The 16946-nt window shown below is 53.3% G+C and carries 8 protein-coding genes and 1 pseudogene; 4 read left to right on the top strand and 5 right to left on the bottom strand.

Features of this window, described 5'->3' with window-relative positions; all coding sequences use genetic code 11:
* Position 1: 1 nt before the first annotated feature.
* Positions 2-4084: a hybrid sensor histidine kinase/response regulator transcription factor gene (locus tag BQ7483_RS10850; protein WP_072545894.1), complete on the bottom strand. Its 4083-nt coding sequence runs from the start codon at positions 4082-4084 to the stop codon at positions 2-4.
* A 737-nt stretch (positions 4085-4821) separates the two neighbouring features.
* Between BQ7483_RS10850 and BQ7483_RS10845 the strand changes: the two genes are divergently transcribed.
* The 4 genes and pseudogenes from BQ7483_RS10845 (at position 4822) to BQ7483_RS10830 (ending at position 11940) form a co-directional block, all read left to right on the top strand.
* Positions 4822-7989: a SusC/RagA family TonB-linked outer membrane protein gene (locus BQ7483_RS10845; RefSeq protein WP_072545893.1), complete on the top strand. Its 3168-nt coding sequence runs from the start codon at positions 4822-4824 to the stop codon at positions 7987-7989.
* Positions 7990-8016: 27 nt separating this feature from the next.
* Positions 8017-10062 (top strand): RagB/SusD family nutrient uptake outer membrane protein, encoded by a 2046-nt coding sequence (locus BQ7483_RS10840; protein ID WP_072545892.1) that lies wholly within the window; start codon positions 8017-8019, stop codon positions 10060-10062.
* 233 nt (positions 10063-10295) lie between these two features.
* Positions 10296-11460, top strand: a pseudogene (locus BQ7483_RS18260) (IS4 family transposase).
* A gap of 66 nt (positions 11461-11526) precedes the next feature.
* Positions 11527-11940, top strand: coding sequence for a thioredoxin family protein (locus BQ7483_RS10830; RefSeq protein ID WP_022019763.1), 414 nt, complete (start codon positions 11527-11529; stop codon positions 11938-11940).
* Between the two features lie 129 nt (positions 11941-12069).
* Here the strand turns inward: BQ7483_RS10830 and BQ7483_RS10825 are convergent, their stop codons facing one another.
* The 4 genes from BQ7483_RS10825 to BQ7483_RS10810 form a co-directional block, all read right to left on the bottom strand.
* Positions 12070-12930 (bottom strand): histidinol-phosphatase, encoded by an 861-nt coding sequence (locus tag BQ7483_RS10825; protein ID WP_072545891.1) that lies wholly within the window; start codon positions 12928-12930, stop codon positions 12070-12072.
* Positions 12931-12958: 28 nt separating this feature from the next.
* A complete protein-coding gene (locus tag BQ7483_RS10820; protein ID WP_072545890.1) occupies positions 12959-14836 on the bottom strand; it encodes an ABC-F family ATP-binding cassette domain-containing protein in 1878 nt (625 codons plus the stop codon).
* A gap of 41 nt (positions 14837-14877) precedes the next feature.
* The gene (locus BQ7483_RS10815; protein ID WP_022019766.1) at positions 14878-15681 is read right to left on the bottom strand and encodes a DUF3805 domain-containing protein; all 804 of its coding nucleotides are present in this window, start codon (positions 15679-15681) and stop codon (positions 14878-14880) included.
* A gap of 77 nt (positions 15682-15758) precedes the next feature.
* On the bottom strand, positions 15759-16877 hold the full coding sequence (locus tag BQ7483_RS10810) for a hypothetical protein (protein ID WP_407657218.1): 1119 nt from the start codon (positions 16875-16877) through the stop codon (positions 15759-15761).
* Positions 16878-16946: the final 69 nt, after the last annotated feature.

The following is a 16946-nucleotide window of genomic DNA, read 5'->3' as shown; positions in this document are numbered from 1 at the left end:
TTCACTCTTCCGCGTTCTGCTCGCTGTACTTGGAGGGCGACACGCCGAATTGTGCCACGAAGTGTTTCCGCAGGGTGCGTGTGTCGTTGTAACCCACCATCTCGGCAATCTCCTGCATGCTGTACCGGTTTTCCAGAATCAGCGAGGCGGCTTTGCTCATGCGTACGCTGCGGATCATGTCGATGGCTGCCAGTTCGCTCCGCTGTTTGATTTTGCGGTAGAGGGTCGGCTGGCTCATGTGGAGCTGGTCGGCCAGCATCTTGACGTTGAAGTTCTCGTCGGCCAGGTTGGCTTCGATTACCTGTATCACCTGGCGGATGAAGTAGTCTTCCGTTTCCTTCTTCCCCTCTTCGGTTTCTTCGGTTTTCAGCCGCAACGTGCCGGCATACAGCCGCTTCAGCCGTTCGCGCTGGCGTATCAGGCTCCGCACTCTCGTCTGGAGCATTTCGGGGTTGAAGGGTTTCATCATGTAGTCGTCGGCACCGATGCCCAGGGCCTGGATGACGTCCGAGTCTTCGGACTTGGCGGTGAGCATCAGGATGGGGATGGAAGCCGTCCGGGGCGATTCTTTCAGTTCGCGGCAGCATTCCAGACCGTCCTTGACGGGCATCATGACGTCGCAGATGATGAGGTCGGGCTGTATTTCCTCCGCCCGGTTGATGCCTTCCTCGCCGTTGGCCGCTTCGTAGGTCGTGCATTCTCCTTCGAACAGGTTGGCTATGTATTGCCGGATGTCGGCGTTGTCTTCCACGATGAGCAGGCGGTGGCGGGTTGCATCGTCGGCCGTTTCGGATGGCGGTTGCACGGCGGGGTGGGGAGCTGCGGGCTTGGAGACGCCTACGAAGGTCACCTTCTCGCTGGCGGTGTCGAAGTGGCCGTTTCCTTCGGGTATGTAGAGGCTGATGATGGTGCCGTGTCCGGGATGGTCGGCCGTCCGGATGTAGCCGTGGTGCAGGTCGGCGATGTTTTTCACGATGCGCATGCCGATGCCCGTCTGGGTGGAGTGGACGGGAGTATTTACTCCCGTGGTGAAAGGTTCGAACAGGTGCTCCTTCACTTCCTGCGGGATGCCTGCACCTGTGTCGCTGACGGTAATGTTGCAGAAGGGATGTCCGTCGATGACGGTTCTTCCCAAAATCAGTTCCACAGTGCCCTGTGGCTGGGTGTACTTGAAGGCGTTTGACAGCAGGTTACGTATGGCAGTGGCCATCTTCTCCGCATCGACCCACAGCAGGAGCGGTTCGGGCAGGAGGTGGATGCTGAACTGGTAATGGCCTTTCTCGGCCATGGCCTTGAAAGATTCGCATACGTCTGAGGCCAGCCGGTTGATGTCTGTTTCCGCCACTTTGAGCCGGACCATGTTGGCCTCTATCTTCTGCAAGAACAGCAGTTGGTCCATCTGGGCATGCAGCGACCGGCTGTTGTCGAAGGCCGTCTGCAGCTGGCGCCGGGCCTGGGGTGACAGGCCGTCGGTGTGGAGCAATTCCTGGAGCGGGGCCAGAATCAGGGTCAGTGGCGTGCGCAGTTCGTGGGCTATTTCGGTGAAGAAGCGTTCGCGTTCCAGGCGCAGTTGCTTTTCCTTGTCGCGTTCCACTTTGGCGGTGAACACTTCATGCTCCAGCTGCATTTCGTGTTCCAGCCGTTTGGCCCTCATGCGGATGCGCCTCCAGACATACCACAGGACCAGGGCTGCGGCGAGGAAGATGCACAGGCGGAACCAGGCACTGTTGCTCCAATGAGGGTCGATGGCGATGTGCAGGCGGGTAATCTGGTCCGAGGTCTTGTTGGGGTGGATGTTCTTGATTTCGAAAATGTAGTCGCCGTGCTTCAGGTTGGTGTAGGACACCTTTTCCTCTCCTTGCGTGTAGATCCATTCCTGCTGGTAGGGGTACAGGCGGTAGGCATACATCTGCTGTTCGTCCGAGTAGGAAAGGTCGCTGAAGTTGAGGGAAAAGTCGCGGTTCTTGTAGCTCAGCCGGATGTCCGACAGGTAGGAGATGCCATAGGGCAGGATGGTTTGTCCGTTGACCGGCCGGCCGATGTCTACGGGGCTGTTGTTGACCTCGAGTCCGGTTATCAGGACCTTCTTCGGTACTTCGAACCGGTCTGTCTTGTCGGGCTTGAAGTAAGTCAGGTTCTTGTTGTTCCCCCAGAACAGGGTGTGCTTCCAGTAGAGGGCCGAACGGTTGCTGCCCGACACGTAGTAGTTGTAGAACAGGTGCTGGCGGCTGTCGTAACGCGAGATGCCCGAGTTGGATCCGATCCAGATGTTTCCCTTTTCGTCTTCGGTGATGCAGCCCACGAAGTCGTTGCACAGCCCGTCCTGGGTGCCGTAGGTTTGCACGATGCGGTTTTCCGCGGGCGAGAGGACGGCCAGCCTGTTCATATAGCCCACATACAGCAGTCCGTTGCCGGCAGCGTGGAGGGAGCGGATGGAAGGGTCGGAAATGCCGGCTGCTTTTTCATATCCTGTTTCCAGCCGTTCTTCCTGACAGTCGTATCGGTAGAGCCCCGTAGTGGTGCCTAGCCAGAGGTGGTGGTCGGCTGTTTCGGCCAGTGCGCGGATATAGGGAGCGGGAAGCGTCTTCCCTTCCGGGTCTGTAAAGTGTATTTGTCGGGATGTTGTCGTGGCGGGATCGACGCCGAAAAGTCCGGCCTGTGTCCCTGCCCAGATGGTTCCCCGGCTGTCGGCCAGCAGGCTCCATACCGATGCGCCTTCGACCGGAGTGGAGCCGTCGGTCAGTTTTATAATCTGGAATTTCTTTCTTCGTGCGTCATATCGGGTCAGGGTGCCGTCCGCATTCCCGAACCACAGGTTTCCTTCCCGGTCCCGGGTACTGCTCAGCACCGTGTGCCGTTGCTGTACTTCGGAAGTGCCGGCCGGGGCAAAATCCAACGGCTCGTCCGAATGGAAGGGAGTGCGGCTGCGCAGAATGCCCCGATGGAAGGTCGTGAGCCACAGGTAGCCTTCGTCGTCGCCCAGCATGGAGCAGATTTCGTTGTGCCGGTCCTGGTAATAGCGGTTGTAGAACTGTTCCCGCAGGTCCGACCAGATGGCTCCTCCTCCGTCCGTCCCTATCCACAGGATGCCTTGCGGGTCGTAGTAGGCGGCAACCATGCGTGTCTCGATGTCGCGGAACACGTAAGAGGTGGTGTTGTTGAATACCTGTCCCGTCATTTCGTCCGGATTGTTCTTGTTCAGGCTGATGAGGGTATAGCCATTCCACGTGGCGGCCAGGTACCGGTTTTTTTCAAGGCGTACCACTTCGAACGCATCGGTGTGCGACAGCTGGTTGGCCGTATACTTGTTGTGGTAGGTCATTCGGGTGGTACGTCCTGTCCGTGTGTTGTGGCGTACAAGGCCGTGGGTGAGGGTGGTCATCCAAATGTTCCCATCCTCGTCGTAGAGGAGATGGTTGATTTGGATTGGCCTTCCGAAGCCGGTGCCGTTTACGGGCTGGAAGCCGTCCATCCGTTCCGTGTCGGCCCTAATGATGCGGCCATACGTATCGGCTATGCAGAGGTAGCGTTTGTCGGGAGAGAGTGACAACTTGGCCAGCAGGCTGCCCTCCTGCTTGCCGGGCTCAAAGCGTTTCAGGATGCGGAAAGTGATGGTATCATTCTGTGGACGGTTTGTTTTTTGAGCCAGCATCAGCTCGTGGTTGTTCATCATCCAGAGGATGGAGTCGTTCACGGGTGCGGTGGCAATCGCTTGGATTTCTTTTCCATCTTCCGTCCGTATGGGCACGAAGCGTTCGCCGCGCAGGTCGAAGGCATGGAGGTAGCCCCGGCTTTCAAAGCACAGGAGGCCGTCCGATATTTCCTTCAGGTCGGAAAGGTTGGCACCGGTGTTGTCGAAGAGGAAGACTTTCACTTGCTTGCCGTCGTAGCGGTTCAGGGCATCGCGTGTGCTGAGCCAGATGAACCCGTTGCGATCTTTGCAGATGGCTTGGATGGTGTTGTCCGACAGGCCGTTTTTCATGGTCAGCAGGTGGAGGTCCTTTTCAAAGAAAGCGTGGCAGGGCAGCTGCACGCAGAGGCACAGGCAGGTGGTCAGTAGTATATATAGATACTTAAGGTTCATGCTTCATTTCTGATTAGGCTATACAAAGAAATAAAAAAAAACTTATTTATCGAAATGAAATGCAAAAAAAGAGGCTGTGTCTTTCTCAGGCCCTTTACTGTCGTTTACATTTTCTTATAGGGAAACATGGTTATGATATTATACAAATTGGCTTTGCTTTCTTCTCCTGTCGGAAGTGGAAGGAAAAGGAGGTTTGAACCCCGACGCCTGTAGGTTTCAAACATAGGGAGCTTATGTTTGAAACCCAAGGCCTTTATGTTTGAAACATTCGCTTCCTCTGTGTGAAGCCTGTCTGATAGAAAATGTGCCGCTCTTGCCGTGCCGAGGTTATATTATTTTACATGGAACACCCCGGCAGCTTCGGAGGCCTTTGATGCCTGTTTCCGTCCCTCTCTCATGCAGTGCTTCCTGACCCTCTGACGAAGCACCGTGTCACCTCCTCACACAGTGCTTCGTTACACCCTCAGAAAGCACTTCATGACACCTTGACGAAGCACTGTGTCAGAAGCTCAGAAAGCACCGTGTCGCATCTTTCCCTTTCGGCCTCTTTTTTTCTTGACTGTAGCCACAAAGACTACATGAAACCTTGTAAAATGCTGCAAAAGTGCAAGAAAAGTTAAGGATGTATTAAACGTGTATGTTGAATGAAACGTTCGTGCAGGGTCTTTCAGTGGCCGATTGTCTATATTTGCAGCAGAGTAATAAACCGTTGTTTAACTTTAAAATTAAGGAAAAACATGAAAAAAAGCCTTATTTTTTTTCTGATGCTTTGGAGCTGTTTCTTCGCGTACGCCCAGCATCTCAGTATTACAGGTAAAGTTTCAGACAAGCAGGGTGAGCCCATCATTGGTGCCAGCGTGCTTGTCAAAGGTACGTCCAACGGAGTGATTACCGACATAGACGGTAACTTCAATCTGAAAGATGTACCGGCTGATGGAACTCTGGAAATTTCCTATATAGGATATAAAGCAGAGGAGGTTCAAATCAATTCTTCGCAGACATCTTATTCGGTTACGTTGGAAGAGGATAATCAAGTGCTTGACGAGGTGGTTGTAGTCGGTTTCGGTACGCAGCGCAGGGCCAACCTGACGGAAGCCGTGGCTACGGTCGATACGAAGTCGCTGGAATCCCGTCCTGTAACCAACCTCGGCCAGTCTTTACAGGGTACCGTGCCGGGCCTGAACCTTTCGGTAGGCGGATATGGTGGTCAGCTGGGACAGACCATGGACGTCAACATCCGTGGTACAGGAACCATCTCCACCGGTTCTACCGCTTCCACGCTGGTTTTGATTGACGGTATCGAGGGTAATATGAATAACCTGAACCCTGATGACATAGAATCCATCTCTGTGTTGAAAGACGCGGCTGCAAGTTCTATATATGGTTCGCGCGCGGCGTTCGGTGTTATCTTGATTACGACCAAGAAAGGTAAGGCGGGAAAGGCCAGTGTGAGCTATTCAGGCAACGCCCGTTACTACGGTCCGATGTCACTGCCCGACCTGATGAACTCCTACCAGTTTGCCAACTACTTCAACGAGGGTAGTGTCAACGGTGGCGGTAACGTCATCTTCGACGACGATACGATGAACCGCATCCAGCAGTACATGAACGGGGAGATTACAACGACTACCGTGGCCAATACGAACGGCAACTGGCAGTTCCACGAGAAAGCCAATGACAACGTGGACTGGTATGACAAGCAATACAAATGGTCTTGGGCGCATGAGCACAACCTGAACATCAACGGAGGTTCGGAGAAGATGCAGTACTACGTGTCGGCCAATTACCTGGGTCAGGACGGTAACCTGCGCTTCGGCGACGATTCTTACGAACGCATCAGCACGAACGCCAAACTGAACGCACAGCCCTTCAAGTGGCTGGATGTGGAAGTGAACGTGAAGTACGTGCATACCAACCTGGACAACCCGCTCTATTCCGACCTGGGTGGTCTGCTCTATCACGACATCGTGCGTATGTGGCCTACGATGCCTTTCCAGGATCCCAACGGACACTACATGCGTAACGGTAAGCTGGCACAGCTGACCAATGGAAGCCGTTCCATTACCGAAAATGACAACGTGTACATGCAAGGCCAGTTGGTATTCCATCCGATGAAGGGCTGGAACATTTATGCCAACGTCGGCTTGCGCACCATCAATGAGTTTCGCAAGCAGAACTTGAATAGAGTATACGAATACAATGTCAATAACGAACCTTTGACGCTGGCTTACGGTGGTAATTATACGGCAGGGCAGACCGGAGCGTTCCAGCGCTGGACTCGTGCCAATCACCTGACCACGAGCTTGTACACGGATTATGAGTTTGCCATCAACGACGACCACATGTTCAAGGTGATGGTCGGTATGAATACCGAGAAGTACAACAACCGTGTGCTGAATGTGGAACGTATGGACCTGATTACGGAAAACGTGCCTGAAATAGGCTCCGCTACCGGCAAAGACGTCATCAACGAGGCTTCGGCCTATTCATGGGCTACCGCGGGTTTCTTCGGCCGTATCAACTATGACTACAAAGACCGTTATTTCATTGCCGCCAACGTGCGTTACGACGGCTCGTCCCGCTTCCTGCGCAAAGACCGTTGGGGAACGTTCGGCTCCTTCTCTCTGGGTTGGAATGTGGCCCGTGAAGAATTCTTCCCCTTGGATGAGGATTTGATGAGCCAGTTCAAGCCCCGTTTGTCTTGGGGTACGCTGGGTAACCAGAATACTACTTCCTATTATCCCATGTATCTGTTGCAGACAGTTGCAACCAGTGGAGGCTCCTGGCTGATGGATGGCGAATTTCCTTCGATTGCACTTGTGCCCGGCACCATCGCTTCCACGCTGACGTGGGAGACAGTGCAGTCGCTGAACGTGGGTTTCGACTTGTCCATGTTCAGAAGCCGACTGACGGCCAACTTCGACTACTTCATCCGCAAGACCCTCGACATGGTAGGTCCGGCGGCCGAGATCGCCCACATTTACGGTACGAGCATGCCTTCTACCAATAATACCGACTTGAAGACCAAGGGTTGGGAATTGGCTCTGAACTGGCGTGACCGCGTGGGCAACGTGAACTACAACGTCGGCTTCAATATCTCCGACTCGCGCTCGTTTGTAGAACGTTATCCGAATGAATCCAAGTCCTTGGATACTTATTATGAAGGCCAGGAACTGAACGATATCTGGGGTTATGAGACCCACGGCATCGCCAAGAGCCAGGAGGAAATGGACGCATGGTTGGCAGACAACCGTCCTTCTTGGGGCTCCGGATGGACAGAAGGCGACATTATGTATGTAGACCAAAACGATGACGGCATTGTCAACGAGGGTGCCAAAACGTTGGACGACCCGGGCGACCGCGTCAAGCTGGGTAATAGCACGCCCCGTTTCCGCTTCGGTCTGAACCTGGGACTCGACTGGAAAGGCATCGACTTCAGCATGTTCTGGCAGGGCGTCGCCAAGCGCGACCTGTGGCTGGACGGTCCGGTATTCTGGGGCTTGAACGGCGGTGAATGGCAGTCCACGGGCTTGACCCCGCACTTGGATTACTACCGTCCTGAAAATACCACATCGGTATTCGGACCGAACACGGATGCTTACTTCCCACGCATCTACATGAGTGATAATAAGAACCAGCGGACACAGAGCCGCTACATGCAGAACGGTGCCTACATGCGCCTGAAGAACATCCAGGTGGGTTATACGTTGCCCAAGCATATATTGGACAAAATTGGCATGCAGCATCTCCGTTTCTATGTCAGCGCTGAGAACGTGTTGACTATTTCGAGCTTGCCTAACGGATTTGACCCGGAAACCGCTTATTCGGCATACACGGGCAGCAGCTCCGGTAAGTCTTACCCCTTGCAGGCCACGGTATCCTTTGGTGTGAACGTTACTTTCTAAATCAATAATTGATAGCTTATAATCATTATGAAAAAGATAATATATTCAATGTTCGTTGCTACGGGGTTGATGACCATTTCGTGCAACAATTACTTGGACTTGGAACCCATTACTGATGTGGCTACTACCGAGTACCTTTATGCGGAAAATGACCTTGGTGCGTATGCGGCCAATTTGTATGTTTTTGATTTGCCTACTAGCGGTTTCAATGGGAAAAGCAACGTGGCTCTTCCTTCCCACGGGACTGGTTATAACCTGGGATTGTTTGCCAATGACAATGGAACGGATAATCAGACAGCGGATAGCCCGAGCGAACTTTTTGTGACCGGAATGACGTATGTCGGCGATTATAATTTATGGAATGATTATCTCATGGCGATACGCTCCGCGAATTATTTTCTGGAGCGGGTGCCCCAGCGCTATGAGAACGGTGAAATCACTGGAAATGACACCAATATAAAGCATTACATGGGTGAAGTATACTTCTTCCGTGCCTGGTTTTACTTCCGCGCGTTGCAGAACTTGGGCGATTTCCCCATCCTGACCAATACCTTGACGGAAGATTACGATTTGGTACGTGAAGCTTCCAAGCGCCGTCCGCGTAACGAAGTAGCCCGTTTCATTATCGCCAACTTGGATACGGCCTATAATTACATGTCTGCCACGCCTCCCATGAGCAACCGGTTGACACGCGATTGCGCCGCCTTGTTGAAGAGCCGTGTAGCCCTGTTTGAAGGTACGTGGGAAAAATATCATGCCGGTACGGCTTTTGTGCCCAACGGACCGGGCTGGCCGGGCGCTTCCATGGATTACCTCAGCGACTACAGTTATAATAATGAGACAGAAGTCCGTTATTTCTTGGAGCAGGCTATCGAGGCTGCCGATATTGTGGCACAGGGACATCAGTTGTACGATGATTATGCCGCCATGTTCAATTCCGTGGATTTGAGTGGTATGGATGAAGTATTGTTGTGGCGCCGGTACAGCACAAGTTCCGAAGCTACGGTGTATCATCATGTGGTGGACTACTTGCAACGCAACGGTAGCGGTAATACGGGGTATACCCGCTCGATGGTCGATTCTTACCTGATGGCCAACGGCCTTCCCATTTATGCCACCGGTTCCGGCTATGAGGGAGATGACACGTACGAACACTTGTTTAGCGGCCGCGACCCGCGTATGGACATGTGTATCCTGAAGACCGGCGATTTGCTGTCTTATGGACCCAATCAGGTCGATTATGTCAAGAGCGACGGTTACGGCTATTTCTACCGTGCCCCTATTTTTGAGGGACAGTTGGAGAACGGCAATCCTACCGGCTACAGCTTGCGCAAGGGGTTGAACACTTCGGCAGATATGCAGCCTACCATGGCTTCCTACACCGGATGTCCTACGTTCCGTGCGGCTGAGGCTTATCTGAACTATATCGAAGCTTACTATGAACTGAACGGCAACCTGGGCGGCAACTGCGACAGCTACTGGAGGCAGCTTCGCCAACGCGTCGGCATGTCCACCGATTACCAGCTGACTATCAGCAACACGGTGATGGAGAACGAGAAACAGGATTGGGGTAGTTATTCACGCGGCGTACAGGTAGACGCAACCTTGTACAACATCCGTCGTGAACGCCGCATCGAACTGGCATCCGAAGGCTTCCGCTTTGCCGACCTGAAGCGCTGGCGTGCGTTAGACCAAGTACAGAATGTACATATCCAAGGCTTCAATTTCTGGGACAGCATGTATCAGATGTATACAGATCCTGTGGCTGAAGATGCCGTAGCCGAGCTCGCTAAGATTACTTTGGCACCCTATGGAACAACTAATGAACCCAATATTTCCGCTCAAGACGACCAGTATGCCGAAGGCAAGTATTACCTGCCTTACCGCAAGAGCACAAGCAATATCGGATTCAATGGCTTGAACTGGACGGAAGCCAAATATCTGTATCCGATCAGCAATTATGAGTTCCGTATGACCACAGCTGTTTCCGGCTCGAATGATTATAGCACATCGACGATTTACCAAAATCCGGGCTGGAGCATGAATGATGGTACACTCCCTGAAGGAGAATAAATCACTATATGTGTTGAAAATTCTCTGTTAAGTGTTTTCAATAGGTAAAAGTGTGCCAAAGCAAAGGGATATTTTCCCTATCTTTGGCACACACTTTTTTATGGGTCCTCACTACTGTCCAATAAAAGTTAGCTAATCGGTCTTTGAAATTATTGAAATACAGTCTTTTAAGCAGTCCTTTAGAATGAAACGGATTTGAATTCGTAGCTTAGCGGTCAAATTGAAGGCCGCTTATGAACCAAGATAAATACGTATTCGCTCAACTTACCGCTTTTCTGAACAGAACCCAGTTCAACAACTTCGTTCGCAAGTATGATGGCAATCGCTACGTGAAGCAATTCACCTGCTGGAATCAGCTGCTTGCTATGATGTTCGGACAACTGAGCAATCGTGAGAGTCTTCGCGACCTAATTGTGGCTTTTGAAGCACACCGAGCTAAGCAGTATCATCTTGGTTTGGGACGCCATCCAATAGCCAAAGCCACTCTCGCTTATGCTAATCAGAATCGTGACTACAGAATCTTTGAAGACTTCGCATTCTATATAATGAAGGAAGCTTGCGAAAAGCGAGGGACCAATATCTTGGAAATCCCAGGAAATAAGTACGCTTTTGATTCAACAACCATTCCGTTGTGTCTAGCCACATTTCCATGGGCGAAGTTCCGAAGAAAGAAAGGAGGAGTGAAAGCTCATGTCTTATATGACATTGAAGCACAAGTTCCTGCCTTCTATACTGTAACCACAGCATCGAAGCACGACTCTACAGAGATGTGTTCAATCCATTATGAACCAAATGCTTATTATATGTTCGATAGGGCTTATGACTTTTTTTAAGGAACTATATAGGATACACCTGACAGGTTCCTTTTTCGTTGTCAGAGCTAAAACGAACTTGAAATACACAATGGTTAAATGGAAGCGTAGGATGCCTAAGTATGTACTTACAGATGCTGAAGTGAAACTGACCGGATATCTCTCAGAGAAGAAATATACCGAGTCATTCCGATTCATTCGTTACTACGATGAAGAGGGTGACCGTGAGTTCACTTTCCTGACAAACGCAACACATATTTCTGCATTGGACGTTGCTAATCTCTATAAGAAAAGATGGTTGATCGAGCTATTCTTCAAATGGCTAAAGCAGCACCTTAAAATAAAAAGATTCTGGGGCACAACGGAAAACGCTGTCCGCATTCAAATCAGTGTAGCTATTATCACATACTGTCTTGTAGCTATTGTCCAACACGATATGCAATTGAAACGCTCAACTTATGAAGTTTTGCAGATTCTAAGCATCTCTCTAACGGACAAAACGAACTTACGTGACCTGTTCGATAAGACTGATTTCAACGATATCAAAGAACTCGATTATCCCCTTTTTGAAGGACTATTTGATTAATTTTTTAACTCGTCCATTTTTATTGGACACTAATGATCCATTATCCATTATCAATTCTCCATTGTTATGAAGAAGTTATTGCTTACCCTGGCCCTCGCGGCAGCGGCCCTCATCGGGCATGCCCAGGAGGTGATTGTGATGGACAAAGCCATGTTCATCGACAAGGTGTTCGACTATCGGAATGCCAAGGAATGGAAATACAAGGGCGACAAGCCCGCCATCATCGACCTCTATGCCGACTGGTGCGGTCCCTGCCGCAAGGTGGCTCCCATCATGAAGGAACTGGCCAAGGAATATGCCGGTAAAATCACCATCTACAAGGTGAACGTAGACAAGGAGCAGGAACTGGCCGCACTGTTCAACGCCACCAGCATCCCCCTCTTCGTGCTCATCCCCATGAAGGAGCAACCCCAGCTTATCAACGGAGCCGCCGACAAGGCCACGTACAAGAAGGCCATCGACGAATTCCTGCTGAAATAAAAGCTCCGGTACTTACGGACGAATACTCCAGTACTTCCAGTCAAGTACTCGAGTACTTGCATAGAAATACTCCAGTACTTGCACGGAAGTACTGGAGTTTTCTGTATAGATACTGTCCGAAGAACAGGTTTATAGAGGAGATTCCGTCCATTGTCCGCCCCGAAGCCGCATAACGGACGTGAAGCCTGCACGGCGCAGGGCCCGGTAAGCCTCGGTCATGCCGTTGATGATGCGCTCGGGATAGTGGGCGTCGCTGTTCACCTGCACACGGATGCCCAGCTCGCGCAGCAGCGGGAAGTAGCGTTCGTCGGGATAGAAGACGCCCAACTCCCCATAGGCTTTCGTATTGATTTCCATCTGATAGCCGCGGCGGGCAATCTCAGTGAAATAGTCGCGCACGAGGCGGTCGTACCACGGCTCGTCCACCAGCCCGGGTTGGTAACAGTTGGCATTGTAGTGCACCTTGTCGGCATGGCCCACGATGTCGAAACCACCCAGCTCCACCATCCGCCACGAACGCTCGTAATACTGTCGCACCACGCGCTCCACATCCCCCTGAAAGTGCTCGTCCACCATCCGCCGGAACTTGTCGGCGGAAAGGTCGGCATCCACCACGCGTCCCTCGGCATCATAGAGCAGGTGGACGGAACCGATGCGGTAGTCCAGCGGCAGGCGGCGGAAACACTCGGCGGCGGGATGGCTCTCTTCGTTCAGGTAGTCAATCTCCAGCCCGATGTACAGCTCGATGCGTCCGGCATACTTCTCCTTGAGGCGGCGGAACTCGGCCAGATAGTCGTCCATGCGGTCCCACTCCATGGTCCACGCCGTGGGGAAAGGCAGCGGGGCGTGCGACGAGAAGCCGTAGGACGTAAAGCCCCGGCTCAGGGCAAAGCGGACGAAGTCTTCCATGCCCGCCCGGCCGTCGCAATAGAGGGAATGGCTGTGGTAGTTGGAAACCGCCGCCTTACAAATATCGTTTATCGGTGTCATAGATGCATTCATCTCTACAAGTCCCTCCCTATCCTTCTATCTCGCTCAACTCCAGCCAGCGCATCGTCTTCTCGTCAATCAGGTCCGTCAGCTGCGGCAGGCGTTTGGACTTCTCCGTCAGCTCGTCCACCGAAAGCGTGCCGCTGCACAAGGCTTCCTCGATGGCTTTCTTCTCGGCTTCGAGGTCGGCAATCTCCTTCTCCAGCTGCTCGAACTCGCGGCGTTCCTTGAAGCTCATGCGGCGCTTCTCGTCCTGCCGGGTGCGGGCGGGCTTCGCGGCAGCTTGCGGTTTGGCGGCAGCCTGCTGCTCCTTGTCGTGGCGTGCCTTGGCCTCCTTCCATTCACGGTACTGCGTGTAGTTGCCGGGGAAGTCGCGGATGTCGCCCCCACCGTTGAACACCAGCAGATGGTCCACCACCTTGTCCATGAAGTAACGGTCGTGGCTGACGACGATGACGCATCCCTTGAAGCCTTGCAGATATTCCTCGAGCACCTGCAGGGTAACGATGTCGAGATCGTTGGTGGGCTCATCCAGCACCAGGAAGTTGGGATTGCGCATCAGCACCGTACAGAGGTAGAGGCGGCGGCGTTCACCTCCGCTCAGCTTGTAGACATAGCTGTGCTGCGTCTCGGGCGTGAAGAGGAAGTGCTGGAGGAACTGCGAGGCGGTGAGCCGACGGCCGTTGCCCAGTTCGATGACCTCGGCAATGTCCTGCACCACATCGATGACCTTCATCTGCTCATTGAACTGAAGTCCGTCCTGCGAGTAGTAACCGAAGCGGACGGTCTCGCCGATGTCCAGCGTACCGCTGTCGGGCTTCACCAGTCCCATCAGTATCTTGATGAAGGTCGACTTGCCCGTCCCGTTGTTACCCACGATGCCCATCTTCTCATAGCGGGCGAAGATGTAGGAGAAGTCGTCCAGTATCTTCAGGTCGCCGAAGGATTTGCACAGGTGGTCGGCCTCGAAAATCTTGTTGCCGATGTAGGAAGCCTTGACATCGAGCTTCACGTTGGTGTCGTGGAAGCGCTGCTTGGCCACCTTCTCCAGTTCGTAGAAGGCATCCTCGCGATAACGGGCCTTGTGACCGCGGGCCTGGGGCATGCGACGCATCCACTCCAGCTCGGTGCGGTACAGGTTGTTGGCCCGCTCCACCTCCACCGTCTTGGCGTCGATGCGCTCCTGCCGCTTCTCCAGGTAATAGCTGTAGTTTCCTTTATAGGAATAGAGCGTACGGTTGTCTATCTCGATGATTTCGGAGCAGACACGGTCCAGGAAGTAGCGGTCATGCGTCACCATGAGCAGCGTCAGGTTGGTGCGGCGCAGGTATTCTTCCAGCCACTCGGTCATGTCGAGGTCCAGGTGGTTGGTAGGCTCGTCGAGGATGAGGAGGTCGGGCTCGGTGATAAGGGTGTTGGCCAGTGCCACGCGCTTCAGCTGCCCGCCGGAAAGGTGCTTCACCTGCTGGTTGAAGTCACGTATCTTCAGTTGGGAAAGTATCTGCTTGGCTTTCTGCTCGTAATCCCACGCCTTTTCGTGGTCCATGCGCACGAGCAGCTCGTCCAGACCGGGATGGCCTTCGGTCTCCATGCAGTGTTCATACTCTTTGATGAGGTCTACGGTCGTGTTGCCGTGATGGAAGCAGGCTTCGAGCACGGTCAGCTCTTCGGGGTACGAGGGGCTCTGTTCCAGATAGCCCACACGAAGGTCCCGACGAAAGGATATCTTTCCCTCGTCGTAGCCCTCCTTCCCCGAGAGGATGTTGAGCAGGGTGGACTTGCCGCTGCCGTTCTTGGCAATCAGTCCGACACGTTGGCCTTCGGCCAAGCCGAAGGATATATTTTCAAACAAAACCAGGTCGCCGAACGACTTGGTGAGGTTTTCTACTTGCAGGATGGGAGACATTAATTTAAATGAAGAATGAAGAATTAATAATGAAGAATTAATCAAGCATTGCAATAGGCTTCCGCCAGGTTGACTTTCTCGCCGGCCTTCACCTTGCTCCATGCCAGCTTCATGGGATCAGTCCATTGGCCGGTAGCGGTATTGAGCAAAACGAGGGCTTCGCGGTTGCCGTCGATCAGCGTACGCCACTCCAGCCCGTCCATTTCGTTGGCCATGATGACGCAGAGCGTGATGCCCAACGCCAACCACTGGTCTTTCTTCTTGGGACCTATCACGCCGCGGTCCACCACCTGCTGCATGCTCTCCACGTCTTCTTCCGCTCCCTGGAAATCTTTCTTCAGCAGGTCTTTCACCATCTTCTCCACCCATGCATAAGCTTCGTCTATCTGATAGATTTCGGACAGGCGGACGGGAATGAGCTCGGCGGGATACTTCACCCCCGGCTTGCGCACCTGTAGGGAAGCAATCACCCGCTGGGCTTCGGCCACAGGCTCTCCCTGGCGCACGGTGAACGAGCACTCGAAAGCCACGTCGTCCACGCCCGCAATCCAGATGTGCGAAACATAGCTTTCGCCGTTCTCCTCGAAGGCGTCCTGACTGTAGGCACAATCCAGCGTCCCTACCCGCACAGCCGTTGCCGAAGGATTTTCCTTCAACTCCTGCCGCACGGACGCGCGTCCGTAACCGGCGTTGCCACGGTAGGCCGAAATGCGGAAATTGCCCGTCCACTCGTCGGGATTGTAGAACAGAAACGAACCTTCGCTGTCCTCGAATTCGCTCCACGCAGCCGGGTATTCCATGGAGAACCATGCCCCCGGAGAGATATATTTCTTGAATGATTCCATATCGTTGATTCTGACTTGACTTCGCAAAGGTAGCACTCCCGACGCTGATATGCAAGCGGCGAGCGCAAAAACCATCCTTATTTGCCGATGGGCTGTATCTTCCTGCGCACCTCTTTCGATATCTCCAGAAACATGTAGTTCAGCTTGCCGGAGTGGATGCCTTCCTCGTGCTGGCGGTATTTTTTTCCCGCATACTCCTTGGACTTGTCGAAAGTGATGCGCGACATCTGGTTCTGCGACTTGCCCACCATCGTAGAGTCCAGCTGCTCGTCGGGGAAGAAGTCGGCCAAATCGACATCGCCGATCATCGTCGTCTCCAGAAAGTCCATGTTCTTGTGCTGGCTGTCGGTATAGTAGCCCACAAACATGTGGCCGGGTATGCGCACCAGAATCGGTTCGATGTTGACGGCCCGCATCAGGGAGGCAAACAGCACACTGCCGTCCACACAATTGATCTGCGACGACTCCAGCGCGTCGTCGAACGTACGTACCCGCTGGGAGAAGACGATGTTGCTCGAAAGGCTCGTGTTGGACACCGAGCTGTAGCGGAAGTTGCGCTTCTGCAACACGTTCCACAGGGCATAGACCTGCTTGTCCACCGACTCGGCCGTACCGCCCTGATACCCCAGAAAGCGGTTGACGATGCGGGTATTGAGCGCCTCGTGCAACAGGCGGTCTATCATCGGATTCTCCTCGTTGACGTATGCGGCAAAAAAGAGGCTGGTATCATGAAACTTGGTCCCGTTGGTGACATAGCCCAGCAGACACTCATTGATGCTGCGCACGGAGAAGGTCCGCACCTTCTGCCCCCACTCCTTGCCGTTCACCTCCACCGTGACGGCCACACTGATAGGCTCGGCCTGGCCGTTGGCCTTCAAGGCCTCGTAGTTCCAGATGATGTCGGGATAGATGATGTAATCGGTCCGCGGCCGGGGCAGTACGAATTCGGACACGGAACGGGAGAAGAAAGGCGTCTCGGCCACCTCGACCCGGACACGCGTATAGCTGCGGCCCGAACGCAGACGAACCGCAATGCACGACTTTGGATTGCCCACGTACACAGAATCGGAAGGAACAATGACCTGTGCGTCCGTAGTGGCAACCGACAAGATGCTCGAAGGAAAAATGTTGCCGCCCAGGTCATCGGTTATCTCGAATGTCTGCCGGAAAGGCAGGCCGTTGAACCACAAAGCCATCACTACTGCCACAACCACCAGTCCCAAGGGAATCGCCAACCGCCACCGGCCAACAGCCAGCTTCCGCCA

This window comes from Mediterranea massiliensis (genome assembly GCF_900128475.1).
Taxonomy (GTDB): Bacteria; Bacteroidota; Bacteroidia; order Bacteroidales; family Bacteroidaceae; genus Bacteroides; species Bacteroides massiliensis_E.
The sequence above is the reverse complement of the archived record's forward strand: the minus strand, read 5'-3'. Positions and strand labels throughout refer to the sequence as shown.

What these genes read in the sequence shown, in the direction of transcription:
- BQ7483_RS10850 (WP_072545894.1), bottom strand. Translation starts at nt 4,084, where the DNA reads ATGAACCTTAAGTATCTATATATACTACTGACCACCTGCCTGTGCCTC.
- BQ7483_RS10845 (WP_072545893.1), top strand. Translation starts at nt 4,822, where the DNA reads ATGAAAAAAAGCCTTATTTTTTTTCTGATGCTTTGGAGCTGTTTCTTC.
- BQ7483_RS10840 (WP_072545892.1), top strand. Translation starts at nt 8,017, where the DNA reads ATGAAAAAGATAATATATTCAATGTTCGTTGCTACGGGGTTGATGACC.
- BQ7483_RS10830 (WP_022019763.1), top strand. Translation starts at nt 11,527, where the DNA reads ATGAAGAAGTTATTGCTTACCCTGGCCCTCGCGGCAGCGGCCCTCATC.
- BQ7483_RS10825 (WP_072545891.1), bottom strand. Translation starts at nt 12,930, where the DNA reads ATGACACCGATAAACGATATTTGTAAGGCGGCGGTTTCCAACTACCAC.
- BQ7483_RS10820 (WP_072545890.1), bottom strand. Translation starts at nt 14,836, where the DNA reads ATGTCTCCCATCCTGCAAGTAGAAAACCTCACCAAGTCGTTCGGCGAC.
- BQ7483_RS10815 (WP_022019766.1), bottom strand. Translation starts at nt 15,681, where the DNA reads ATGGAATCATTCAAGAAATATATCTCTCCGGGGGCATGGTTCTCCATG.
- BQ7483_RS10810 (WP_407657218.1), bottom strand. Translation starts at nt 16,877, where the DNA reads ATGGCTTTGTGGTTCAACGGCCTGCCTTTCCGGCAGACATTCGAGATA.